Annotated in this window: 19 protein-coding genes and 1 pseudogene; 9 read left to right on the top strand and 11 right to left on the bottom strand. The window is 45.0% G+C overall.

Annotation, left to right across the window (positions count from 1 at the left end):
• Positions 1–66: 66 nt before the first annotated feature.
• Both KFE98_16790 and KFE98_16785 read left to right on the top strand, forming a co-directional pair.
• Entirely contained in the window at positions 67–645 is a 579-nt protein-coding gene (locus tag KFE98_16790) for a Crp/Fnr family transcriptional regulator (protein ID UTW61650.1), read from the top strand.
• Between the two features lie 57 nt (positions 646–702).
• Entirely contained in the window at positions 703–1,032 is a 330-nt protein-coding gene (locus KFE98_16785) for a DUF2834 domain-containing protein (GenBank protein ID UTW61649.1), read from the top strand.
• 60 nt (positions 1,033–1,092) lie between these two features.
• Here the strand turns inward: KFE98_16785 and KFE98_16780 are convergent, their stop codons facing one another.
• Together KFE98_16780 and KFE98_16775 are read right to left on the bottom strand one after the other, a co-directional pair.
• Positions 1,093–1,287: a cold shock domain-containing protein gene (locus KFE98_16780; protein ID UTW61648.1), complete on the bottom strand. Its 195-nt coding sequence runs from the start codon at positions 1,285–1,287 to the stop codon at positions 1,093–1,095.
• A 100-nt stretch (positions 1,288–1,387) separates the two neighbouring features.
• Positions 1,388–2,694 (bottom strand): annotated as a pseudogene (locus tag KFE98_16775) (NAD(P)/FAD-dependent oxidoreductase).
• 247 nt (positions 2,695–2,941) lie between these two features.
• Between KFE98_16775 and KFE98_16770 the strand changes: the two are divergent.
• Positions 2,942–3,379, top strand: coding sequence for a hypothetical protein (locus KFE98_16770; GenBank protein UTW61647.1), 438 nt, complete (start codon positions 2,942–2,944; stop codon positions 3,377–3,379).
• 137 nt (positions 3,380–3,516) lie between these two features.
• On the opposite strand, the gene KFE98_16765 is transcribed toward KFE98_16770, so the two are convergent.
• From KFE98_16765 to recQ, 3 genes are all read right to left on the bottom strand, one after another.
• The gene (locus tag KFE98_16765) at positions 3,517–4,029 is read right to left on the bottom strand and encodes a hypothetical protein (GenBank protein UTW61646.1); all 513 of its coding nucleotides are present in this window, start codon (positions 4,027–4,029) and stop codon (positions 3,517–3,519) included.
• An 88-nt stretch (positions 4,030–4,117) separates the two neighbouring features.
• Entirely contained in the window at positions 4,118–6,148 is a 2,031-nt protein-coding gene (locus tag KFE98_16760; protein UTW61645.1) for a VWA domain-containing protein, read from the bottom strand.
• A 57-nt stretch (positions 6,149–6,205) separates the two neighbouring features.
• Positions 6,206–8,014, bottom strand: coding sequence for a DNA helicase RecQ (recQ, locus tag KFE98_16755; protein UTW61644.1), 1,809 nt, complete (start codon positions 8,012–8,014; stop codon positions 6,206–6,208).
• A gap of 287 nt (positions 8,015–8,301) precedes the next feature.
• Here recQ and KFE98_16750 point away from each other — a divergent pair, with 287 nt between their 5' ends.
• Genes KFE98_16750 through KFE98_16735 form a run of 4 tightly spaced genes read left to right on the top strand, consistent with a single transcriptional unit; the run spans position 8,302 to position 13,108 of the window.
• Entirely contained in the window at positions 8,302–9,870 is a 1,569-nt protein-coding gene (locus KFE98_16750; GenBank protein UTW61643.1) for a SulP family inorganic anion transporter, read from the top strand.
• Positions 9,871–9,929: 59 nt separating this feature from the next.
• Positions 9,930–11,585 (top strand): alkaline phosphatase family protein, encoded by a 1,656-nt coding sequence (locus KFE98_16745; GenBank protein ID UTW61642.1) that lies wholly within the window; start codon positions 9,930–9,932, stop codon positions 11,583–11,585.
• Between the two features lie 33 nt (positions 11,586–11,618).
• Positions 11,619–12,302 (top strand): hypothetical protein, encoded by a 684-nt coding sequence (locus tag KFE98_16740; protein ID UTW61641.1) that lies wholly within the window; start codon positions 11,619–11,621, stop codon positions 12,300–12,302.
• 14 nt (positions 12,303–12,316) lie between these two features.
• Entirely contained in the window at positions 12,317–13,108 is a 792-nt protein-coding gene (locus KFE98_16735; protein ID UTW64736.1) for an SUMF1/EgtB/PvdO family nonheme iron enzyme, read from the top strand.
• Positions 13,109–13,110: 2 nt separating this feature from the next.
• Here the strand turns inward: KFE98_16735 and KFE98_16730 are convergent, their stop codons facing one another.
• From KFE98_16730 to KFE98_16720, 3 genes are all read right to left on the bottom strand, one after another.
• Positions 13,111–14,148, bottom strand: coding sequence for a hypothetical protein (locus tag KFE98_16730; protein ID UTW61640.1), 1,038 nt, complete (start codon positions 14,146–14,148; stop codon positions 13,111–13,113).
• A gap of 73 nt (positions 14,149–14,221) precedes the next feature.
• On the bottom strand, positions 14,222–15,358 hold the full coding sequence (locus tag KFE98_16725; protein UTW61639.1) for an MBL fold metallo-hydrolase: 1,137 nt from the start codon (positions 15,356–15,358) through the stop codon (positions 14,222–14,224).
• Between the two features lie 9 nt (positions 15,359–15,367).
• Positions 15,368–18,625 carry a T9SS type A sorting domain-containing protein gene (locus tag KFE98_16720; GenBank protein ID UTW61638.1) on the bottom strand — a complete coding sequence of 1,086 codons (3,258 nt, stop codon included), beginning with the start codon at positions 18,623–18,625 and terminating at the stop codon, positions 15,368–15,370.
• A 405-nt stretch (positions 18,626–19,030) separates the two neighbouring features.
• On the opposite strand from KFE98_16720, the gene KFE98_16715 reads away from it, so the two are divergent.
• The gene (locus KFE98_16715; protein UTW61637.1) at positions 19,031–19,723 is read left to right on the top strand and encodes a DUF2461 domain-containing protein; all 693 of its coding nucleotides are present in this window, start codon (positions 19,031–19,033) and stop codon (positions 19,721–19,723) included.
• Between the two features lie 198 nt (positions 19,724–19,921).
• Here the strand turns inward: KFE98_16715 and KFE98_16710 are convergent, their stop codons facing one another.
• Positions 19,922–20,470 (bottom strand): hypothetical protein, encoded by a 549-nt coding sequence (locus KFE98_16710; protein ID UTW61636.1) that lies wholly within the window; start codon positions 20,468–20,470, stop codon positions 19,922–19,924.
• Positions 20,460–21,395, bottom strand: a complete 936-nt coding sequence (locus KFE98_16705; GenBank protein ID UTW61635.1) for a hypothetical protein — start codon at positions 21,393–21,395, stop codon at positions 20,460–20,462. The genes KFE98_16710 and KFE98_16705 overlap by 11 nt, the downstream gene beginning before the upstream one ends.
• Positions 21,396–21,539: 144 nt before the next feature.
• Here KFE98_16705 and KFE98_16700 point away from each other — a divergent pair, with 144 nt between their 5' ends.
• The gene (locus KFE98_16700; GenBank protein UTW61634.1) at positions 21,540–22,502 is read left to right on the top strand and encodes a DUF4349 domain-containing protein; all 963 of its coding nucleotides are present in this window, start codon (positions 21,540–21,542) and stop codon (positions 22,500–22,502) included.
• 94 nt (positions 22,503–22,596) lie between these two features.
• On the opposite strand, the gene KFE98_16695 is transcribed toward KFE98_16700, so the two are convergent.
• Complete coding sequence (locus KFE98_16695) at positions 22,597–23,505, bottom strand: TIGR01777 family oxidoreductase (GenBank protein ID UTW61633.1); 909 nt, start codon at positions 23,503–23,505, stop codon at positions 22,597–22,599.
• Between the last annotated feature and the right edge of the window lie 3 nt (positions 23,506–23,508).

Below are 23,508 nucleotides of genomic sequence, written 5' to 3'. Positions count from 1 at the left end.
GCACCTGAATTAGGACCTGAGTTAGTACTATACTCTTGTCGTTAAGCAATGACTTATTTTTGAGCTATGTCCATGGGATTCCGAAATTACCTCGCTCAGCGCATTGAATTAACATCGTCGGATTGGGAGCTCGTTGAAAAGTACCTTCCCGCTCGCCCAGTCCAAAAAGGTGAACTCTTGCTTCAGGAAGGCGAGATTTCAAAATCCTTCTTTTTCAATCAGTCTGGATTTATTCGATTGTATTATACCCTGGGAAGCGAGGAACGTACGGCTTGGTTTTATCCGGAGAATCAATTTATCAGCGCTTATGCCAGCTTTGTGAGGCAAGAACCGTCTCAAATGAACCTGCAAGCCATGGAAGATGGCGAGGTGATTGAAATTACGTTGGAAGCTTCGATGGCATTACTTCAAGGCTCTCCACGCTTCGAAGCCCTGGCACGAATGGCGATGGAAGAAGAACTTATTAGCCACCAGGATATGGTTCAAATGTTATTAACCTTGACTCCGGAGGAACGGTTTGCGTCGTTACTGGAAAAGAACCCAGAAGTTTTTACCCGAATTCCCCAGCACTATATCGCATCTTATTTAGGCATGCAACCTGAATCTCTAAGCCGGATAAAAAAACGTTACTACCAAAAATCTTAACCTGGATCAAGAAACGCATTGCACTACTCCACCGAGCTTTGCTTCAAACTTGATTCCATGAAAAACACCTATCTCACCTTAGCCCTCATAGGCTTCGTTCTGCCCAACATTTGGGTAGCACAAGAAACATTTGAAACTGGTAATATTCTATTGTACACGCAACCTCTGGCAACGATGTCGGGTATGTTTGCCAATCGTATTTCCACCATTTTTATGATCGATCTGCTCTTTGCGGTGCTTGTTTTTTTTACTTGGAGCTATGCCGAAGCTAAAAAAACGGCCATGAAAGGACTTTACGGAGTTTGGATTGCAACGATGCTTTTAGGTTTAGCCGGTGGTCTTCCTTTGTTCTTATACCTGAGAGAAAGGCATCAGGAAGGGAAATAAAAAAAGGCCATTCCCTGAGGGAACGGCCTTTCTCAAAAAAAATAAAGTATAATAATCCGATTAGTCGATTACTCTGACATTCACGGCATTAGGGCCTTTTCTACCTTCTTTGAGTTCGAACTCAACCTTATCTTTGTCGCGGATTTGGTCGATTAATCCAGTGGTATGCACAAAGTATTCTACTTTGGTATCATCCTCCACAATAAAACCAAATCCCTTGGTCTCATTGAAAAATTTAACTGTTCCAGTTTTCATAATAATTGTAATAGGCTACGAAACTACCTTTTTTTATTCAACGCGTTTCTAAAGAAATGATTAATCTTTGGTAATGGATGGATTATTTCGTGTTAACGGCTCAATTATTTGGAAATAATTCTTTCTCAGGAGCCTTTTTCTTTTTAAAGGGACGAACAATTAGCCGAGTTCCCCGATCAAAATTCACATAGCTCCAAATCCAATTGATCAAAACCACCAAACGGCTTCTAAAATCAACCAGAAGCATAAGGTGAACAAACAACCAGGTGAGCCAGGCGAAAAATCCTCCGAATTGCCAGTTACCAACCTTCACTACAGCTTTGTTTCTTCCGACGGTAGCCATGGTCCCCTTATCCACATATCGGAAGGGCTTCGGTTCTTTATTCCGCAATTTATCCTGTAATGAGCCTGCCAAATATTGACCCTGTTGCTGGGCTACAGAAGCCAACATAGGTAAACCTTGAGGAAATTCATCGGTTTTGAGTACGCTCACATCCCCTATGGCCAATACGCCTTCAAGTCCTTGAACTTCATTGTATTCATTAACCACTATTCGGCCTCGTTCGATGTTGCTTTCCGGAATTCCTTCGGGAATATTTCCCATAACGCCGGCTGCCCAAATAAGCAATGCGGAATTAATGTTCTGCTCCGCTGTATAAATGGTTTGCCCGTCGTAATCCTTTACCAAGGTCTCGGTCCAAACATTCACCTCCATACCTCTTAGGTACTTAAGTGCATTGGCAGAAGCCTCAGGAGACATCGCCGCCAACAATCTTGGCCCTGCCTCGATAAGGTGAATTTGCATACGGCGGATATCCAGATCGGGATAATCCCGTGGCAGCACATGCTTTCGAAGTTCGGAGAGCGCACCTGCCAGTTCTACCCCTGTGGGCCCTCCCCCAACGATCACAAAATTCATCAGGCTATCCTGCCTTTGAATATCTTTTTCGTTGAGAGCTGCTTCAAAGTTTTGTAAGATAAGACTTCGCAAGTCCAATGACTCGGTCAGGCTCTTCATGGGCATGGCAAATTTCTCCAGGTTTTTGTTCCCAAAAAAATTGGTTTTGGCCCCGGTGGCAATCACCAGGTAATCGTATTCCAATTCGCCAATGTTCGTTACCACTCGCTTTTCGTCCGTTCTAATTTCCTGAACGGTAGCCATTCGGATGTGGGTTCTTTTTTTGTTTTTCAGCGTCTTTCGCAGCGGATAGGCAATAGAATCCGGTTCGAGACCAGCGGTTGCTACCTGATACATCAGGGGCTGAAAAGTGTGGTAATTGTTTTCGTCAATCAGGACGGTTTGGACTAAGCTGTCGTTCAATTTACGCGCCAGCTTCAACCCGGCAAACCCTCCCCCAGAATGACCACTCTGGGTAGGTCCAGTGCGGGAATGTTGAGTGCTTTCATGATGCTGGGTCAACCAGCCGTGGGCCACTAAAACATACTTTTTTTGAGTTAGCCTCCCGGCCCGGTGTTCCCTCTTAAAATTGTGGGTATAAAGATACTGAGCAAAGACACATCTTAGGTCAATTTTCGGGTATTTTTTGGGGCGATGTATCCGCATGTTTTCCTGCCGACAAGGCCAAGAATACCATTAACTAAAGTTTGATTTAATGTTAATTAATTGTTACCTTGAGAAATCGAATTCGGGAACATGTCTTTCAAACTGCTGATTATCATCTTAGCCGCTCTAATTTGCGGTTCCTGTAGCCAACAGAAAGGTTGCACAGATCCTGATGCAGCCAATTGGGATTTAAAGGCGAAAAAAGATGATGGAAGTTGCGTGTACCATGGCGATGTTCATATTGTTACCACTCAATCCTTAGACGACAACCACAAATTGTACCTCAAAGTGGATGGTCGCGGATTAGGTTACCTGATCAACCATTGCTACACGGATCAATCTGTGGCTTGCGATCCAGAGGGCTGTTCGGTGGGCTACTTCACCGACAATTTGGAAGGTACCTATCAAGTCACCGCCTGGAAGCTACAGTACAACGATTTGGATGATCAATGGGATACCATAGGTACCATAGGCCCGCAATCTTTTACTGTTTTACCGAAAACGTGCCAGGCAGTAATTCTCAACTAATTCTCAAAAAATAAGGCAAATGTCCTATGGTAGAGTCTAATAACCGAATCTACCTTTGAAACTGCATTCAGTTAACCTGACTGTGTCCTATTTGATAAAATGTGCCTTTGAACTACCTTGAGTAGCCAGGGGCACATTTATTCTGATTTTCCAGCCAATTGTTCAAAGGCTCCACGGTTAAACCAATTCTGCTCAAAGCTCTGCTTAACGATATCTTGAATGCGATCTTCAAATTCATCCCGTAGCCCATGTTCTAATAAATAGGATAAGGCTTCGTCAAATGATCGTAGCATGCTGGTAAAAAAAGAGTCCTGCCGAATGAAGCGAGTGGCGGAATAGGATTGAGCAATTTCAAGATTATACAACATTAGGTCACCCACAACCAAAGGATCTACCCCCAATCGGATAAAGTGCTTGATCAATTTTTGAGCAACCGACCTACGAGCTTTAGGCCGGCGGGATGAAATCGGAAAGTATTCTTTCGATATTTTAAATCGAGCATCTTCTAACAGCTTGTCTTCCTTGGGATTGAATACAAAATTGTAGAATTCCTTTACCTCCTTAAAACGACCATACAAATCCAGCACCTGCTCCTTCATCTGTTCGTGACTTAGGGTATCGAGGTACTTGTTTAACTCCCGTTTGCTCATGAGGCAAAGGTGGTCAATTTTAAAATGTTTCTAAACAAAGGATAAACCAATTCAGAGATTTAAAGAAGCGTTTACCGGTCCCAAACTCTTAATGAACCACAATCACCTTACCAGTTACTTTCTCTTCTCCAGTCCAGGCAATCACCAGATATTGTCCAACGGGATATTCGAGCATCGATAAACTCACTTGCTCTCCCGGATCGGCATAGTATCGTAAAATTTTTCCACTTAAATCGGCTATGTGTAGCTCTTTGGCTCTTCCCTTAAATTGAATCGTCATCTGGTCGTAAACGGGATTGGGATAGATCTTCATGCCAAACAAAGCACTCTCTACCTTTTCAGGAAGTTCGTTGTCTAACTGGGTGGTATCATCTCCAGGAAGAGTCGCTACAGGTAGAAAATTTGTGGTATCGTATCGAACAACGTGGGAATCGGCGTATTGCACGACCCAAAGGTCGTTGATGATTTCGTGTTCAATAATCTTAGGGGCCAGTACCTGCAAAGTATCCGGGGTTTCGTCGTTACGCTGATTGCAATCGGGAACGAAGGAATATTCATCAATTAAACGGAGCAACAAGTCGTTGAGAAGTTCTACGTCGTAAGAATCGGTAGTCGGTTCAATATGATCTCCGCCAATGCCACTATGGTTGGTCAAAAAGGTATAGGTTCCATTGGTACTCAGCGCCAGGCATCGCATGAGGTATTCTGTGCTTTTGTCCACCCCACTGGCCGTAACCGGAATAATGCGAATTCCTTTTCGAGCTGCTTCCTTGATGGACTCTTCCATTCTTTTACGACTTTCTCCATTGTTGTGGGGTGGCGCATCCAAAACCAAGAAAGCAATTCTGGCTCGGGCCTGCTCATTCCACTCCAACTTGTTTATGGCTACTTCGAGGGCAGCATCAACGGCTTCAGGGTAATCCCCTCCTCCGGCAGCGGACTGTTTTTTAATAAACTCAATGGTCTTTTCATACTTAGAAGTCAACGGGGTATGCTGGGTAAGATAGGCATCAGAGGCATCGCGATAAAACACACTTCCCAAACGGATAACACGATCCGGGTGTTTTTTCAATGCTCTTTCCATCACATCTTTGAGCTCCGCCTTGAGGTAGGCAATTTCATCTCCCATAGATCCCGTGGCGTCCACTACAAAGGCAATATCTACAGAGTTTTCCGCCCCGCATTTTGCATCCACCCGAAGCAGGTTCACGCCCTGATCAAACGGAATGGGAGATTTAATAGGATAAGTCTCCTCCTCTACTACAACCTCAATTCGATAAACATCTTTTGCACCGCCTAATAACCCGGGCCACAATTCGGCTTGCCCCGTATTATCTGTTCGGGTTGCCCATAAAATTTTCCGATCTCGGTTTACCAACCTGACTTCAGCGGATACTACGGGAAAATCATCCTTGTTGCGAACCAACACGGAATATCGTTGCCCCGTTTTCATGCCCCAGGTACTTGCATGCTCTTTCAATTGACTATCACTCAAATCGGACCAAAGCCTCCATTTCGCAAAATCATTCAATTGTCCGGCAGTAAGCTGACCGGCCTTTTGGGTAAAACCAGAGCCTACCTCGGGTTTAACGGACATTCCACCTGAAGATTCTGAGGTATAAGCGGACGAAGCCGACATAAACCCCACCGCATCATGGAGTATTTTAGGAGCTTTAACCACGGCCATACTTTCGGAAGCTATATCTTCATCCATCTCCACTATAACCAAATCGGGTTCAGCTGTCCCCTCCTTGTTACTATAAGTAGTTTTTGGAATTAGAGTGATCGATTTAAAAGTCGTTTTCCGGTTTAACACCATTATAAAGCCTAAGTAATCTTCATATCCCTTTGCCCGTAGTATATAACGATACTCGCCTTGCAACATACGTAACTCCAGGTTGCCTAAACTATCCGACTTTGTCTTCATCGCCTTGTCATCCTCGGTAATGTTGACGCTGGATTCCTTAATTAAAATCTTAACACCGGTCACAGGTTTCTTCGTGACTCCATCGCTTACCTGAAAATGAATTATTCCAGTGGGAACTGGCACGGTTTGAGCCGAGGCGAATAAAGTAAAAAGAAGGCCGGTAAGCAGTAAGGTAATTTTTCGGGTATCCATGGTCGTTCGTTTTTAGGACTATACTAAAGACCAAAACCATACCAATTTCCATAAACCTTACTCTTGTGCGGCTTCCTGATTGGTCTTGATCACTTCCAAAAAGGCTTCCGCGTAACGCTTGGCTTTAAACTCTCCAACCCCGCTAACTTCCAGGAATTCATCCCGATCACTCGGTTTTCTGGCGGCCATATCTTTAAGTGATGCATCGCTAAAGACAACAAAGGGCGGTTTTCCAATTTTTTGGGCAATGGATTTTCTCAAAGTACGAAGTGCTTCAAACAACCGCTCGTCGGAAGACAGGAATTCTACCTCATCCAAAACGGGCGCTTTATCAGGCTGTTTTTGACGCTCCCGAATAGTTTCCGGAGTTACCAGCCGCACTTTTTTGTTTTCAAAAAGTACCTCCCGGCTCAATTCGGTCAGCTTTAAATTGTTGTGATCCCGGTAATCGATTTCGAGAAACCCTTGTTGAATCAGCTGCTGCAGAAAGAGCTGCCAGGCAAATGCGGTTACTGCCTGTCCTACCCCAAATGTTCGGAGCTGGTGCCATTGGTTTTGCAATACAGCTACCGATCGGGTTCCTTTTAGAATGTCGATGAGTTGCGTCACACCGGCTTGTTCTCCGGTTCTGGTCACGGCCGAAAGAGCCATTTGAGCTTCTCGGGTTCCATCCATGTATTGGGGTGGATTCTTACAGACATCGCAATTACCACAGTCTTCACCCGGATTTTCGCTGAAATAGCTCAGCAAAATTTTACGCCTGCATACTTGAGCTTCAGCAAACTCCTGCATTCGCTGTAGTTTCAGTTCCTGAATTTCACGGTATTGGGGATTGTCAATGGCTTCAATGAATCCCATTTGGGTTTGCACATCCCGGTAACTGTAGAAGAGATAGGTTTCAGAATCCAATCCATCACGACCTGCACGTCCAATCTCCTGGTAATAGCTCTCCAGATTACCCGGCATATTTTGATGAATCACGAAGCGAACATTGGATTTATCTATCCCCATTCCAAAGGCAATAGTTGCGCAAATGATGTTAAGGTTGCCTTGAATAAAATCCTCCTGGGCCTGAGCTCTGAGGTCCGGTTTCATTCCAGCATGATAGTGCCCGGCTTTAAATCCAGCCAGCTTCAGCTTCGAACTTAATTCCTCGGTAGCCTTGCGACTGCCACAATAAATAATTCCGCATTCATTTTTAAAATTCCGCAGAATCCTTCGGGTTTGTTCCCACTTTTGACGCCCCGGTAGCACGGCCAGGGAAAGATTGGGCCGATCGAATGAAGCCACAAAATAGCTCGGCGATTCCATGCCCAAAAGTTGCCCAATATCGGCTCTCACAGCTCGATCAGCAGTGGCGGTAAGTGCCACCACGGGAACTTCTGTGAAGGTTTCTTTCAATACCTTAAGTTCACGGTATTCGGGACGAAAGTGATGCCCCCAGCTACTTACACAGTGGGCTTCATCAATGGCAATTAATCGAATGGGCAATTGTTGGAGAAAGTCCAGAAAATTGGCCGAAAAGATTTTCTCAGGCGACACGTAGAGCAACTTTAACTCCTGGTTCATCAATCGATCGACAATGGCTCGCTCTTCCGTTTCATCCAAGCTTGAGTTGAGGTATTCAGCGGCAATTCCATTGGCCTGAAGGGCGTTTACCTGATCCTTCATCAAGGCAATCAAGGGCGACACCACCAGGGTTAATCCGTCCATTAAAAGAGCCGGTAACTGGTAGCAAATGGACTTACCTCCTCCGGTAGGCATCAACACCACGGTGTCTTTGCCATCCATGACGTTTTCGATGATTTCTTTTTGGAGCGGGCGGAATTCGGAATACCCGAAATGTTGTTTTAAGGTAGTTAGCATAAAGATTGGTTTGGGTTGAATTCAAATCTAATGCAATTGATTCTTTTAAGAGCTCCTATTCCTTCAAACATCACCAATCAAAGGTCCACTTTTTGCCGTTTTGCGAGCTTTCTTTTGCCAAAAGATGTGTACATCTTTTCCACGACCCTCCTCAGCATTCAGACTTCACCTGAAATCAATATCCGGCTTGTTCTGCTAAAAACAAGCTGGAAAAGTGCGTATTAGGTATTCATAAATCGAAAAAACCGGAGTACTTTTGCCGGCTTTTTGAGGCAAACTCGGGAATTATGTGGGAACTTATTCGTAAAAAATCAGCCAACGCCAAAGACGATATTCTATCGGGTATCACCGTAGCTCTGGCTCTTGTACCAGAGGCCGTGGCCTTTTCATTCGTAGCTGGCATTCCTCCGCTCATCGGACTCTATGGAGCTTTTATGGTAGGCTTGGTAACAGCTGCTCTTGGCGGACGTCCGGGAATGATTTCAGGTGCTACGGGTGCTCTTGCTGTAGTCATGGTCCACTTGGTTAAAGAAGCAGGCGAACTCTACCCTCAAGTAGAATCTGCCGGGCTTCAGTTTCTTTTTGCCACCTTGGTTCTCATGGGAATCATTCAGATTGCCGCTGGTGTTTTCCGCCTGGGTAAATTCGTTCGTTTGATCCCCCACCCTGTGATGATGGGATTTGTAAATGGATTGGCCATTGTCATTTTTGTCTCACAACTGGGGATGTTTAAGGTGGAAGGCGAATACGTATTCGATCAGTCCTTCTACCTCATGGCCGGATTGGTGGGTCTCACCATGGCTATCATGTACCTCCTCCCCCGATTGACTAATAAGGTTCCGGCCGGATTGGTCGCTATTCTCACGGTTTCTTTGCTGGTGATTTTTGGCGGATTGGATACGCAAACGGTAGGCTCATTCGTAGGTGGAGAAGGCATTCAAGGTTCTCTACCCACCTTTGGAGTTCCCACGATTCCTTTGAATCTGGAAACCTTAAAATTCATTTTCCCTTACGCCTTGATTTTGGCGGCCATTGGATTGATTGAATCCTTGATGACACTGCAGCTGATTGATGAATTGACGGATACACGTGGAAATGGTAACCGGGAATGTATGGCCCAAGGTGCGGCCAACATCCTAAATGGATTTTTCGGTGGTATGGGCGGTTGTGCTATGATTGGTCAATCGATGATTAATGTGAACTCCGGAGGGCGTGGTCGTTTGTCAGGAATTGTTGCCGCCTCTGCCCTCTTGCTCTTCATTTTGTACCTCTCGCCGCTTATCGAGCAAATTCCGATCGCTGCTTTGGTTGGCGTTATGTTCATGGTGGTTATTGGAACCTTTGCCTGGTCAAGTTTCCGCGTTATACCAAAGATTCCGAGAAGTGATGCCTTTGTTATCATCCTGGTTTCTTCCCTCACGGTCATCTTTGATTTAGCCATTGCCGTAGTTGCTGGTGTGGTCGTTTCTGCTCTCGTTTTCTCCTGGGAAAATGCAAAACGGATTCGTGCTCGCAAACACGTTAAAGAAGATGGCACCAAGGTTTACGAAATTTGGGGTCCCTTGTTCTTTGGATCGGTTCAGACCTTCAACAGCAAGTTTGATGTAAAAGAGGATCCTGAAAATGTAGAAATCGATTTCATTGAGTCAAAAGTTTCTGATCACTCTGGAATTGAGGCCATTCGTGGTTTGGTTGGCAAATACGAGAAAGCAGGAAAAACGGTACGCCTAAAACACTTGAGCCCAGATTGTAAGGGTCTGTTGATCAAAGCTAATCCTAAGTTTCGCGAATTGATTGTGACCGATATCGATGATCCACGCTACTATGTGGTAGTGGATTCCGAAGTAATGGCTTAGTTCCGCCCCTGCGGTTTTTGGTGTATTTTAGATCACTTCAAACCTAAAACCGCAAAACAATGCTTAAGTACAGCGAGTACGAGGACCGGTCGGTTCACCTGCCTGCCTTTATTTCTTTGGGACACACCACTGCCCGATCGTGTAAAATATGGGCGCGTTTCCCGATAGCGGGTACCTATCATTTAATCTACCGTACTACACCCTTTCATTTCGATTCCATTCTCTTTGAAACGACTGATCTAAATGCTCATTTCTCAGAATTTGAACGCCAGCATAAACTGGCAGATCACCGCGGAGATAACACGGTGCAGTTTCCATTAAATGATCTTCAACCCGATACGCAGTATTACTATGCCCTATTTCGGGAATTAGGATCCAACAAATTTGAATGGGTTAAAGGCCATCACAAGCATTTTCATTTTAAAACCGATCCTGAAAAAGCCACAGAAATCAGGTTTGCGCTGTTTAGCTGCCATGACCCAGAAGAAGGAAAATTTCACGATCAAGCCTGGACGCACTTTCAGCACTTTTTAGAGAACTCTCCTGTCCATTTTTTAATTGGTGCTGGAGATCAAATGTACATTGACTCCAAGGGCAGTGAAAACCACAATTTCAATCAATTTATTCGAAAAAACCGGGAAGCTATTTTGGCCAAACACCCCATTGGTAGCGACTCTTTAAAAGAATTTCTACTGGATGCCTACCGTTGCAATTACCGGCACTATTTGAATTACAAGGCTCTGCAAACGGTTCAAAGTCGATTTCCGTCCTACGTCATTTGGGATGATCATGAAATCATCGATGGCTGGGGAAGTCACTCGGAAAAATACCTGGCCAAAAAGCTGGGAGTACACGGAAATGCTCAAAAAGTAAAACAGGCCAATCAATTAGGAGATGCGATGTTTCGGGCCGCCACCTTGGCCTATTCCGAATACCAGGGAGCCAAAAATCCAGAAGAAGGCAACGACGTGGGCGACGACGGTGAAGTGGGACAAATCCATTACACTTTCGACAAAGGTTTCGTTTCCTTTTTTGTGATGGATATGAGAAGTCACCGGGATTGGCGCCAGGTAAATCCGGATAACGATGACGAACTCAAAAAGTGGATTCTTGGCGATGTGCAACATCAGGATTTACAATACTGGCTGGAGGAAAAATTTAATGATGACGAATGCGAAGCACTTTTCATCGTTTCTCCTGTACCCGTTTATCATTGGGGCGAAATGGTTCATATTGGCCACCTCATTCCAAGTGCAAAGGACGATACCAAAGACGAGTGGGACTCCAAACCCAATCACTTTGAGCGAGACTCCTTCCTCAACCCCATATTCGACCTTTCCGAAGAAATGCGTAAGCCCGTCATATTCCTAAGTGGAGATGTGCACAGCGCTGCCATTTTTCGATTGTGGCGCAAGGATCGCCCTCAGGCCAATGTTTTTCAAATGACTTGTTCTGGAATTAGCCGTGGGGCCGCATCATTTGACACTCCTATTAGCAACAAGCAAATCAATTACAGTCAATACGGGAGTAGCAAACCACCAAAAGACGAACGCGTACGTGCTGAACGATTGGTCTTTGAAGAAAAAAACAACTTTGGTTTTATTCGTTGTGAAAAGATTCCGGGTGGGGTTAAAATCAATGGTCAAGTGATAACCTACAGTCCAAAGAGCGAGGAAATAGAAATGGTGCCAGCTCAAAACCTAAATCCGCAATAAGCTATTTTACAGACCGTTACCACATCCAATCGCATGAAGTGTTTGTTCCTTTTGTTAAGTGTGTTATTGAGCTCTCAGATTGTAGTGGCTCAAACGGGTTGTCCGGTATCTGGTCGGGTAGAATTTATGGTTCATTCCCATCCCAATTACCATGAAAATGCGACCAGCAATCGTATCTGGATTACCGAAGAGGATTACGAGAATCTTTCGATTAAGGATAAATTGCACTATGCTTTAAACTACCCAGAAAGTTACTCCCAGATCTGTTATTTTCAACGTCAAGATCCAAATGAAATCCGCGGGCATATTTCCGGCACCATGAGTGGCCTTCGATTCAGTGAAAGGCAACGAAAACTGCTACTGAGCCAACACGATTCCATTGGAATATACCTGGCCGAATGTGTTGAAATTGGAGCTATCCCCGACCGATTGATGCTCCAAGCCATGGTTTGGTCAAAAGCCTGGTTGTGCATCCCTTACCTGCTCGAAAACTTCGATCAAGGATCCATTCGCAACACGGAATACCTTACGGCTATACTATTGATTCTTTGGAGTTGTGAAGACGAAGCTTTTTTGAAATCCACCATTTATCAGGAACTGTATGGATCCGGTGAATTTAGAGCTCCCCCAATTCCGTATTCCGAAAAAACCAGAGCCGAAATAGAAAGCTTGGCAATGAATTTTTACCAAAAAAAATGGCAAGAACGAAACAAGTAATTCTTGGTTTCCTAATGGCCTTGAGTCTAATTTCCTGCTCGGAGCCAGAAAAGTTTGTTCAAATTCCTGGAGGCAAGTATTATCTCGGTACCTCAGGACATTTGGTCAATCCGGCAAAGGAAGTAATTCTGGAACCCTTTTGCTTAAGTATTCATGAAGTGACCAATGCCGAATTTGCTGAATTTGTAGAGGCCACCGGTTACCGGACCAAGGCTGAAATGCACTTTGATGCGATGGTGTTTAGAATCGGTATGGGAGAATATGAATGGATTCGGGAAACTACAGCCTACTGGAGATATCCTCAAGGCAAGGAAAAGGGAGGAATTGAAAACAAAATGAACCATCCGGTAACCACCATAAGTTACCTGGATGCCTTAGCCTACTGCGAATGGGCCGGTGTGCGTCTACCTACACTGAATGAATGGGAGGCCGCAAGCCGATGCGGACAGAATAAAACCTATTACTGGGGCATGGCTGATTCGTTGATTCACATGAATGGAAACATTTGGAAAGGGAAAGACCATTTAAAGCCATCCACAGCCGAACAATTTGCTCATACGGCACCAGTTGGCAACTATTTACCTAATCCTTGGGGGCTATACGATATGTACGGAAATGTCTTTGAGTTTTGCGATGGCCTCCCTCCGGCTTTAGACTCCATTCCCGGGATAGTAAGTGCCAGAGGTGGATCTTGGTGGTGCTCCATGAACTCCTGCAACTACTTCAATTCCATAGACATTGGCCGGGTAAGGAAAGAAGCGTCTTTTTCCAATCACGGATTTCGCGTGGTGAAGAAGAACTGTTAGCCCTACATCAGTACATTGCGAATAGGCTGCAGTTTTTCTGGAATGTCATCATCCTCAATCATCTCTCGTAGATCGATCTCAATGGTTCGAACCAGAGACTTCATCGGAACATCATTGCCCAAACCTTCGAATGGATTCTCACTCCAATCTCCTACGACTTCCATAATGACAAACACCCAGCCAATCACGGTGGTCATGGGAATAGTAAGCCAAAGTAGTCCTGGGTTCATATCCTGCATTTGAGTCATGATACCAAAGGGAAGCATGATGATGAAGATGCCAATCAAATAAACGCTCATAGAGGCATACTGACGTGGCAAAGGATAGTTCTTAATCCGCTCACATTTACCTTGTTGGGTGTAGAAATCGGTAAGCATTTTTTGAAGCTCCATGTGACGGAAATCGTCGATCAAACCTTTTTCGCGCAGCTTCATCAAATCTTCTGATTGACGGTCAATTAAGCGAGTAGCTCCATTTTTAAAGGATTTCATATCCTGAATTTCATCTTCGCTCAGGTAGCCCTTCAATTCCTGTTCAAACTCCACTTTATCAAACAGGCCCTTTCCTTGGTTATTCATTCGTCTTGTGGTCAACCTTCTCAAGCCACTATTACCTGAAATATGCTCCCAACTGGTAGGTCTAAGCAATTGGTTACGAAGTACCATCAACCAAGCCAGGTGCTGATAAATCAACTTTTTATGCCAGGCTTTCAATTCCTCTGAAGTGGCCTTGTTTTGAGCAAACTCATTAGTAACAAAGTGTCGAGTCATACTCCCCCAGGAACGACTTCCATTGACAATGGCTCCCCAAATTTTCCGAGCTTCCCACAAGCGATCGTAGGAGGAGTTGTTTTTAAATCCCACATAAAAGGAAACCGCGATACCGACCAGCGATATAGGTAACCAGGGCAGTTCCATCCATTCGAAATGAAATTTTGTATAAGCCAGGTAGGACAAATATCCCCAAAGTGCTAACCAGACAACATGCATGCCTGACCAGAGAAGAATATTTAATAAGGAAAAGGTTCTTTGTACGTACATAATTCCCGAATTAGCACACCAAAATAAAAAGTAATTCGATCAGAGAAAGCCTGTAAACGCTAATATTTTTAGCCTACTCTACTTCTTGCCACCAATTGCTACCCGCCCCTTCAGCGGTATTCAAAGTGAATGTATGGCCTACTTCAGGAATCAGGTAATAAACGCCCTTTTCCTTGGCCTTGGCCGTCATCCGTTGTACTGGATCTTTCCAACTATGCAGAGCCAGGTTGAATTTCCCCCAATGGATGGGTACCAAATACTTGCCTTGCAGATCGAGATGAGCCTGCACGGTTTCTTCTGGCATCATGTGAATGTTTGACCACTTTTCATCGTACTGACCACATTCCATCATGCAGAGATCGAATGGGCCATATTTGTCTCCAATCTCCTTGAATTGCGGTGTGTAGCCTGAATCTCCACTGAAATAGACCCGCTTGTTTTTTCCTTGAATTACCCAAGAACACCAAAGAGTTTTGAACCGATCGGTAAGCGCTCTACCCGAGAAATGACGGGCCGGAGTACAAACCAGTTTTAGCGAATCGCTCCACTCAGATTCCTGCCACCAATCCAATTCCTGGATCTGATTGCTTGGAATTCCCCAGGATTCCAAATGGGCTCCTACCCCTAAAGGAACGTAGAATTGATTGACCTTTTCCTTGAGTTTAAGCATGGTTTCGTAATCCAAGTGATCGTAGTGATCGTGTGAAATGAGCACAGCATCCACATCTGGAAGTTGATCTACTGACATGTGCTTGGAGTAAATAAAACGCTTGGGCCCCATAAATGAAAAAAGAGAGGCTCGTTCGCTAAACACCGGATCAATCAAAAGTGTTTTACCCTCTATTCTTACGATGGCTGAAGAATGGCCAAACCAGGTAATCGCCACCTCTTCTTCCGGGGTATTGGCAAAATCATCGGCTTGGAAAGGTTGCACCCGAATGGTATCTTCTGGCTCGGCATGATCCACACCGCGAATGAACTCCCAGGTCATTTTTGCCACATTTCCGGCACTCATGTCCATATTGGTTTCTACCGGATTGACGAAAATACCTCCATCAAATTGGGGCGAATTTTCCATGCGAGCCAATCGATCTCCACTCGCCGTTCCACCAATTTGAGGGGCCAGATTTAAAAACAAGGCCAAGCCAACCCCAATTATGACCAACACGGCCAATATTGTCCAAAGCACCATTCTTCTAAGCTTTTTCATGTCAAGCAACTATTCTTTTATCAATCGTAACTGACCCAATTCGCCGTCAGCTTCGATTTTCAGGGTATAAACCCCGTTAGCTAAATGCTCCACATTCCACTCCAGATGCTGCGTTCCCTGTGCTGAATGTCGAGCCACTTCCTTACCCGACAGATCAAACAATATCAACTCCAATTGACCCACTTGCTGGCCAAATTCAAAGGTATATTTACCTGATCCTGGATTAGGATATACCTTGAGACGATTAACTAAGGTGCTTTCGTCTAAACCGAGCACAACATTTTTACATAAACTGGTATCTACGCAACCGGCCTTGGTCACTTCAACGGCATAACTCCCTGATTGACTGACAACATAAGACTGACTATTGGCCCCACCAATGGGTCCCATTTGATGATCACAACTCAGCCATTGGTACGAATCAGCCGCCGATTCATCTACCGTCAGCTTTAGTTTCCCTTGATCAAATCCGGACTGAACATCCATATCGGGCTGAACAAGTGTAACAGTTACCTGATCGGTACCGGCACAGTGATCGGCATTTCGACCGGTAACCGTGTAGGTCTGTGTTTGATTCGGAGTAAAGGGTTGTCCATTAGTCACCCCGTGGTCCCAGGAATAATTAAGGGCTCCTGAAGCTGTAAAGGTCACAGAGTCGCCTGGGCAGATCGAAGTTTTATCTACACTACCCGTTACCTGAGGACGACTTGAACAGGTTTTGTATCGATACATGTAGTGGTAGGTCTCAGTGGTATCCTGTGCATCTCCCACCGCATACAGCTTAAAGTAAACCTTGGTTCCGGCAACGTGTGTTGGAATGGGAGAAACGGTTTTCCAGGTACTGTCTTGAACGTGATTAAGCTCAATACGCTGATTAAATCGTGTGGTATCCGAGGACCATAGTAAATAAACGGACGAAAGATTTCCCGCATAAGCAACAATGGCTTCTACCTCCATAGGAAGATCCTCCACTGGTTGAGTCTCGGTGGGCTTTTCTGTGGGAGTTACCTGTTGAATTTTTGGGTAATTGACCCTTCCCATCAATGTGTTTCTCCATAGGCCACGTCCCCAGGTTGCGGCTAACAAGGAATTGGAACCATATTGAATCTCCAGATCGCGAACGGAGGTATTTGGTAACCCGTCGTGAAACAATTGCCAAACGGTGTCTTGCATACCCATGTAATAAACACCAATTTCACCACCTACATAGATGTAATGATCGTTAGTATGATCGATTACCACTGTAGTTGCCGGAATAGCAGAAAGGTTGTAACTGATATTGGTCCAGGTTTGTCCCAGGTTGTGGGAAATGTAAACCCGTTGATTTTCATCGCGGTAGTTGTCATAAACCAGCACCAAGGTGTTGTCGTCTAAAGGATCGAAGGCGATATCAGAGATGGATCGATTGGTGGGTAGAAGGTGAGAAATATCTTGAAGGGTTTGTCCACCATCCGTGGTCAATATCATTTCATCGTAGCGCGCCATTACCCAGATGTTGGGATTGTTTTCAGCTATGGCCGCATGCTTAATTTTTCCGATCTGGGTAGTTCCCAAATTACTCCAGGAACTTCCAAAATTGGTGCTTTTGTAAACGAACTCTCCAAAACCATACAGAGTCATGTGCTCTTTCGGATCAAAAAACATTGGAGCAATCCAGTCATTGTCTCCACCGTGAGCTGCGGAATGACGGGATTGTCCGCCATCTTTGGTTCGCTGACGGTTGCCATATTGCCAACTTCCCACCATCCAGTTGTCGTTGAGGGGATGAATGATTCCTTCCATTCCATCTCCCCCATTCCATTCGATCCATCCTCCGGGCTTTAAGATGCTTGTTCCATTGTCTTGCGATCCACAAATTTGTTGACCAGCAACGGATTGGCTCACTCCTACCCGATAGTTTTCACGAATACCGGTTCCATCATTTAAGCGTGTCCAGGAAGTTCCTCCATCGGTGCTTTTGGCTAAATAACCGTCGGTTCCAATGTAGAATACCCCGTTGATGCATTGAGCAATCCTTAAATCGGCATGAACATAATTGGTATTGATGTTATGATTCGGATTTCCTGTAGACCACCAAGTAACCTGATTAAAGTTTTGTCCACCATTAGAAGTGGCTGTTACATCCACGTAACCATAGATCATACGATTGGTATCTAAATCAGAAACAGCAAATCCACCGCTACTCTGCCCTGGATTGGAAAGAAAGGTGAAATCGGCTCCCTCGTTCTTGGAGCGCCAAACGCCATTGTTGGAGGAATACCAAACACAGTCCGCACAAACTGGGCTGGTGGAAAGCCTACCATTGGAATTGTTGTTGTTGCCAGGAATGGTAGCGGATTTCGTAAAGCTTGCCCCGGCATTCGAAGAACGAAGCACAAAGTTCCGGTTGCTACTCGTGTTGCTGTAAACATAGATCACCTGTGGATCTGTAGGGTGAAATGCAATTTGGCGGGTACTTGAACTGTGAATTCGGGTCCAGGTATTCAATCTATTGGTAGACCGATAGAGACCATTGGATGCTCCAACCAACATCAGCTGTGGATCATGAGGACTCAAGGCCACAAAGTAGACCTGAACACTGGAACCCATTCCGCCAAAGCCCAGGTTTTGGGGATTGAACGGAGTTTGCTTCCAGGACATTCCACCATCAGTAGATAGGTAGATTCCATGAGTTGTGTTGTTTTTCGCATTACGCACATTGATCCAAACCGAATCCTTGTGGGTGGGAGAAACACAAATAGAGTTTACTCCAGAAGCTACCAAGGTGTCGGTAGTCACTTCCCAGTTTTGTCCCCCATCGGTCGATCGCCAAAATCCACCGCTTCGGGAACCCAAAAAGAGTTTCTGGGAATTGGCTGGGTCCACATAAAAGCTTTCTACCCGACCGATTCCTTGAGAATAGTGTGAGGTAACCGTGTTTGCGTTGTAAGGACCGAGGTCATCCCAGAGGTAATCGTAGGCATTTCTGGATGCCGTGTTCTCATATTTGTTGAGAAATGAGCGGTAGGCATTCTCCACAAAATAGGGCGATACCGTAGACCTGTCCCCTGAAGGGTAATAGTGCCCTTCTTCTGAATTTTTCCATCGCTGGTAGCCCTTCCAACCTGAACCCTTACCCTTATCGTGGGTGGCAAACCAGGCATCCGCCTCCTTGACCACATCGTAGAAATTGACCTGAGGGTCGTTCATCATTTCTTTGTAACGTTGGCTATAGGCTGATTGACTGATCCATATCAAGGCCAGTACCAAAAGACTTACTCTGTGCATAGTATTTGATTTCCAATTGAAAAGCAGTTCAAATGTAAGTCCCAGGAAGGTTCATTGAACGTGATTGACCCAAAAATTAGATTGAAGTCATTCGGAATACGGAGAAATGATGACAGCAGACACGATTCAAGGTGACTCGTTCAGATTGAACAAGCCGTTATAAAGAATGCACGACATCGTAACAAGCTACAGGTGCACCTCGCTTTTTACGTTCCAGCGGTCAACCTTGATTTTGTTTTGTATTTGCTCTTGAAACATGGAACTGAGATACCAACCCATTTGGGCGTGCTCCCCAAAAAAGGTGGGCGAATTGTAAACTATTGTCAAAATGGAAATAAAGCCAGATCCGAATTCCGGGGTATTCAGAGCCAGTTTATATTTTCGTATCCACCAGAAAAATTCGCTATGGCTACATCACACACAATTGCTCCAGAATCCTTTGATTACCTGAAGATTCTTGCCAAGAACAACAACCGGGATTGGTTTCAAAAAAACAAACCCACTTACGAAAAGGCCTTGGAAAATATCCGCGACGTGGCGGAAGATTTGCTTCAGGAAATGGGGAAACACGACAACATCGAAACTCCCTCCGGAAGAAAAAGTCTGTTTCGCATTTATCGTGATGTGCGTTTTAGCAAGAATAAAGCCCCTTACAAAACCCACTGGTCAGGGCATTTTAAGCGGGCTACTGCCGAATTGAGGGGTGGATACTATTTTCACCTGGAACCTGGAAATTCATTTGTAGCCGGTGGTTTTTGGGGACCTAACCCACAAGATTTACAACGCATTCGACAGGAAATCGACTTGAATGCGGAAGAGTTTCGCGAGGTTCTCAATGATTCAGCACTGCAATCTACGTTTGGAAATATGGAAGGTAACCAGGTAAAAACTGCACCTAAAGGATTTTCGAAAGATCACCCAGCCATCGATTTACTGCGGTATAAGCAGTTTGTGTTCACCAAACGATTCACAGATAAGGAAGTGCTTGGAAAGGACTACGTGGCGCTGGCCAATCAAAGTTTTAAGGATTTACGTCCTTTCTTCGATTTTATGAGTTCCGTGCTCACTACTGATGCGAATGGAGAATCATTGATTTAACTCATTCGGTATTCCCGATTGCCGTCGGAATCCGAATGGAAGAGTCGCGGATTTAAAACTGAGCTTGCGACCTCATGAACGAAGTGAGTAATCCGCAGCTACCACTTTCGGATTATTCCCTACGGTTCTGAGGCAGTTGCATATCCGAAAAAGTCGAGGAGATTTAAGAAACTAATCCATGGATACAAAGCGCCAAACCTACACACTTCTCTTCCACTCCACTTTTCCCAAATAGAACAGGTACTCGGTTTGATCACCCTTCTTGTTGACTTCGGCTGAATAGAAGAATGTAAATGGAATTTCAGCGGATTCAGTAACCCAAACCGCCGACCCCATGCCCATTTGAGCCGAATCATCAGATAGGTCGGTCCAGGTTAACTCTTCGATTTGTCCAGATTCACGGGAATAGAACATGGGTGCATAAAGAAAAGCGTCGATCCAAGTTTTATCCTCCAAATTGATAAGCGATTTCATGGCCTCTTTGGAGGCTTCAATCATCTCGGGATCTGCAGCTGAATCGCTGGCAATAAGGGCCAATTCGAAAAACTCCTGGAGCTTCTGCTTGCCCAATGGTTTAAACCAATCCGGGTTCAGGTTGGCATTTTCAGAACTTAGTTGCTCATTAGCCTCCGATGCCGCATACTCCTCTTCGCTAGCTTCTGCCACCGGTGCCTGCATGGTTTCAGGACTTTGGGAGCAAGAGAAAAACAAAGCTGCCAGAGTGAATAGAAATAACTTATTCTTCATCATCCCGAATTTTGAATTTGAGTTGAACAATTTTTCCATCCTTGCGGCGGGTTTCCAAAATATCCATTTGCCTTAAAGATGAGGTGGGCAAGGTCATTTTGTTGATCAATTCCTCCTTGGAATACAGGTCCACACCATAATCATTCTGCCCAAATACTTGATAAATGATAGCATCGTCGTGAATGATCTGGTTCAGTTCCCTCCGCCGCTGTTTCCAATCCTCCACCTTGCTCTTGGAGAAATAATGAAGCATGAGGGCATAATCATCTGTTTTTAGGTAAATGATTTCCGGATCCTCTCCACCTGTTAAAGCCCTTACAATAGTATCTGACTTGTAATAAGGTGAATGGACGGCAAACTGAACTACATTTTCATCACTATCCCAGGCGACACAACTATTTCCGGAAGTTACCAAGGTTCGGGGTGACTCTTTAAAATTGATAATTTCCACCCTAACTGGATTGGTAATCGGTTCATTTCGATCCTGATCGTAAAAACAAAACTGAACTCCATCTCCACCTTGAGTCATAAATTGATTCCAGGCAAACAGCCCAACCGCGGTTAGAATCAAGTAGCCCAATACGTACCATTTCTTACTTACCACCGGAACAGATGTGCTTTCGGAAGGAGCTTGACGTTGAAATTTGAAATCATTCCAATTGTCCCATCCGGCATATCGACTGAGGAGGTTCAGCATGTCAATTCGGGGCAATTTATCCGGTACTCCCGACTTGAAATAGGTATAAAACCATTTTTCACTCACCTGGCCATTGACCTTTTGTATTAGGTGATCCTGAAAATCGGTGATTTCTTGCCCTTTCCATTCTTCCAGGTTGGGCGACGCCGATGGATGATGCCTTAAAAACTCTTCAGCCACCGCCTTTTTCAACCGAACAAATGCCTTTATATCCTCCGACCGACTCAAGTATAAATTACTGGTTTTAAGAATCTTGTATTTTGAAAATTGATTTACAACTGGTTTACAAGGCTTTTACCTAAATGCCCCACATGCCCCCAATAGCTTTGGTCTCGAAAGTTAAAAAATCAGTAGAACTAAAAGCTCAATATCATGAACAGATCCAAATCCTATCTAACCGTCTTCATCCTCTCCTTTATCCTTTTTGTGGCCTGTGCAGAAAATCCCGAACACGCCATGCGAGCCGAAAATACAGAGGAACAAAACACACCAGGCGTTTATGCCGCTTCTGAAGCCATGGAAAGCGAAGAGGCCTCCCAAACACAAGAAGTTTCTATCAGCGACGTAGTTTCTTCCTCTACTCAGCCTTTTGTAGGTGCTGATAAAAAATTCATCCGCAAAGCTGATTTACGGTTCGAAGTAGATGACGTGTATCGTTCCACAGCGCAAATTGAACAAATCGCCATTCGACAAGGTGGCTTTGTGACCAGCGGAGATTTGCAATCCCAGGTTATTCGCACCGAAACCTACCCCACCGATCAGGAATCCGCTATTGAAGTAACCGAGTATGAAACCAACTGCTATGTAACCCTTAGAGTTCCTGCCGAAAATCTTCATCAGACCCTTACTCAAGTGGCTGGCGAGGTCAAATTTCTTCACAAACGAACCTTGGAAGCCGATGACGTAACCCTCAAGTTGGTGGAACAGGAAATGGCTCAGAAAAGGGCTCAAAACGGCCAAAAGCGCCTAACCGGAGACAGAAAACGAATAAAGTCCAAGAACCTCGCGGAGTTGGAAAACCTGGCCTATCATAGAGAAACAGATCGTGACTTGGCCATTTTGCGTCATTTCTCACTGGAAGATGAAGTGGCTTACAGTACGATTACCATTGCCATGGTTCAAGACCATCAAATCACGCAGAAGGTAGTGCCTAACCTAAACGCCATTCGCGAAAACAACGCTCCTGGGTTTGGACAACGCTTGGGAAAAAACCTCGCCTTTGGATTCGAACTTATTCAAGAAATCGTACTTGCCCTTATGAATGTGTGGCCATTTCTACTTGTACTCAGTATTGTGGCTGGTATAGTGATTAGAAAAACCAAAGCCAAAAAGTAGGGCGACTGAATCCCGGTTGAGAGCGGCGAGGACAAGATAAGAGGGCAAAAAGCACCCTCCACCTCGTCCTCGCTCACACTCTCACACCCGCTCTTTAAACCAGGTTAGTTAGGGCCTCTTGGAGGGTTGGGAACTGAAATTGAAAGCCAGCTTTCTTGAGCCGTTCAGGACTTATCCATCGGCTCTTGAGCACCAACTCGGCTTCCGAACCGATTAGAATACTGCCTAATTTGAGCATCAATCGGTTAGCTGGTAGTCCGATAGGTATCTTCAATTGATGCCTTAATTGTTTCATAAATTGATGGTTGTAGGGTACTTCTGGGGCGGCGGCATTAAAAACACCTTCCAGATCGCGGTGTTCGATGATCCATTCAACTGCCCGAGCCAAGTCCTCTTCATGAATCCAGCTTAGGCGTTGCCACCCAAGGCCTTGCCTGCCTCCTAATCCAAATCGAACCAAGCGCTCATAAACTGGAAGTACACCTCCCTTCTTCCCCATAACCAAGGCCATTCGCAAAGAAACCTTGCGGGTTCCGGGTGTATCCGCCTCCCACAACCGGCTTTCCCATTTTTGACAGACATCAACAGAAAATCCAGTACCTGGTACTCCATCGTTTTCGGTCATCGGTCGATCTTCGGCGTGACGGTATATGGTGGCAGAGGTTCCATTGATCCATACTCCCGGTGGATGCTGGCAACATCCAATGGCCTCTCCCAGCAGGTAGGTCGGGTGCAACCTGGAATCATAAATAAGCTCTTTGTTTTCAGGTGTATAGCGACAATTAACGGATTTACCACAAAGGTTGATTAGTGCCTCAGCATTCTCCAATTCCGTCATCCAAGATCCCAGTTCTTTGGCATCCCATTTCACGTATCGAATTCCGGGTTCATCCAGGTGATTTTGCCGACTAAGGATAACCACTTGTCGTCCTTGTCGAACCAAATGATGGGCCAGATTTTTTCCAACGAATCCAGCTCCACCGGCTATTACTATCTTTTTCATGAT

The organism is bacterium SCSIO 12741, from assembly GCA_024398055.1.
In the GTDB taxonomy this organism is placed as follows: domain Bacteria; phylum Bacteroidota; class Bacteroidia; order Flavobacteriales_G; family Salibacteraceae; genus SCSIO-12741.
This window is presented reverse-complemented; position numbering and strand designations above follow the sequence as displayed.

Excerpts from the sequence above, each read along its gene's own strand:
- KFE98_16790 (UTW61650.1), top strand. The coding sequence starts at position 67 with ATGTCCATGGGATTCCGAAATTACCTCGCTCAGCGCATTGAATTAACA.
- KFE98_16785 (UTW61649.1), top strand. The coding sequence starts at position 703 with ATGAAAAACACCTATCTCACCTTAGCCCTCATAGGCTTCGTTCTGCCC.
- KFE98_16780 (UTW61648.1), bottom strand. The coding sequence starts at position 1,287 with ATGAAAACTGGAACAGTTAAATTTTTCAATGAGACCAAGGGATTTGGT.
- KFE98_16770 (UTW61647.1), top strand. The coding sequence starts at position 2,942 with ATGTCTTTCAAACTGCTGATTATCATCTTAGCCGCTCTAATTTGCGGT.
- KFE98_16765 (UTW61646.1), bottom strand. The coding sequence starts at position 4,029 with ATGAGCAAACGGGAGTTAAACAAGTACCTCGATACCCTAAGTCACGAA.
- KFE98_16760 (UTW61645.1), bottom strand. The coding sequence starts at position 6,148 with ATGGATACCCGAAAAATTACCTTACTGCTTACCGGCCTTCTTTTTACT.
- recQ (UTW61644.1), bottom strand. The coding sequence starts at position 8,014 with ATGCTAACTACCTTAAAACAACATTTCGGGTATTCCGAATTCCGCCCG.
- KFE98_16750 (UTW61643.1), top strand. The coding sequence starts at position 8,302 with ATGTGGGAACTTATTCGTAAAAAATCAGCCAACGCCAAAGACGATATT.
- KFE98_16745 (UTW61642.1), top strand. The coding sequence starts at position 9,930 with ATGCTTAAGTACAGCGAGTACGAGGACCGGTCGGTTCACCTGCCTGCC.
- KFE98_16740 (UTW61641.1), top strand. The coding sequence starts at position 11,619 with ATGAAGTGTTTGTTCCTTTTGTTAAGTGTGTTATTGAGCTCTCAGATT.
- KFE98_16735 (UTW64736.1), top strand. The coding sequence starts at position 12,317 with ATGGCCTTGAGTCTAATTTCCTGCTCGGAGCCAGAAAAGTTTGTTCAA.
- KFE98_16730 (UTW61640.1), bottom strand. The coding sequence starts at position 14,148 with ATGTACGTACAAAGAACCTTTTCCTTATTAAATATTCTTCTCTGGTCA.
- KFE98_16725 (UTW61639.1), bottom strand. The coding sequence starts at position 15,358 with ATGAAAAAGCTTAGAAGAATGGTGCTTTGGACAATATTGGCCGTGTTG.
- KFE98_16720 (UTW61638.1), bottom strand. The coding sequence starts at position 18,625 with ATGCACAGAGTAAGTCTTTTGGTACTGGCCTTGATATGGATCAGTCAA.
- KFE98_16715 (UTW61637.1), top strand. The coding sequence starts at position 19,031 with ATGGCTACATCACACACAATTGCTCCAGAATCCTTTGATTACCTGAAG.
- KFE98_16710 (UTW61636.1), bottom strand. The coding sequence starts at position 20,470 with ATGAAGAATAAGTTATTTCTATTCACTCTGGCAGCTTTGTTTTTCTCT.
- KFE98_16700 (UTW61634.1), top strand. The coding sequence starts at position 21,540 with ATGAACAGATCCAAATCCTATCTAACCGTCTTCATCCTCTCCTTTATC.
- KFE98_16695 (UTW61633.1), bottom strand. The coding sequence starts at position 23,505 with ATGAAAAAGATAGTAATAGCCGGTGGAGCTGGATTCGTTGGAAAAAAT.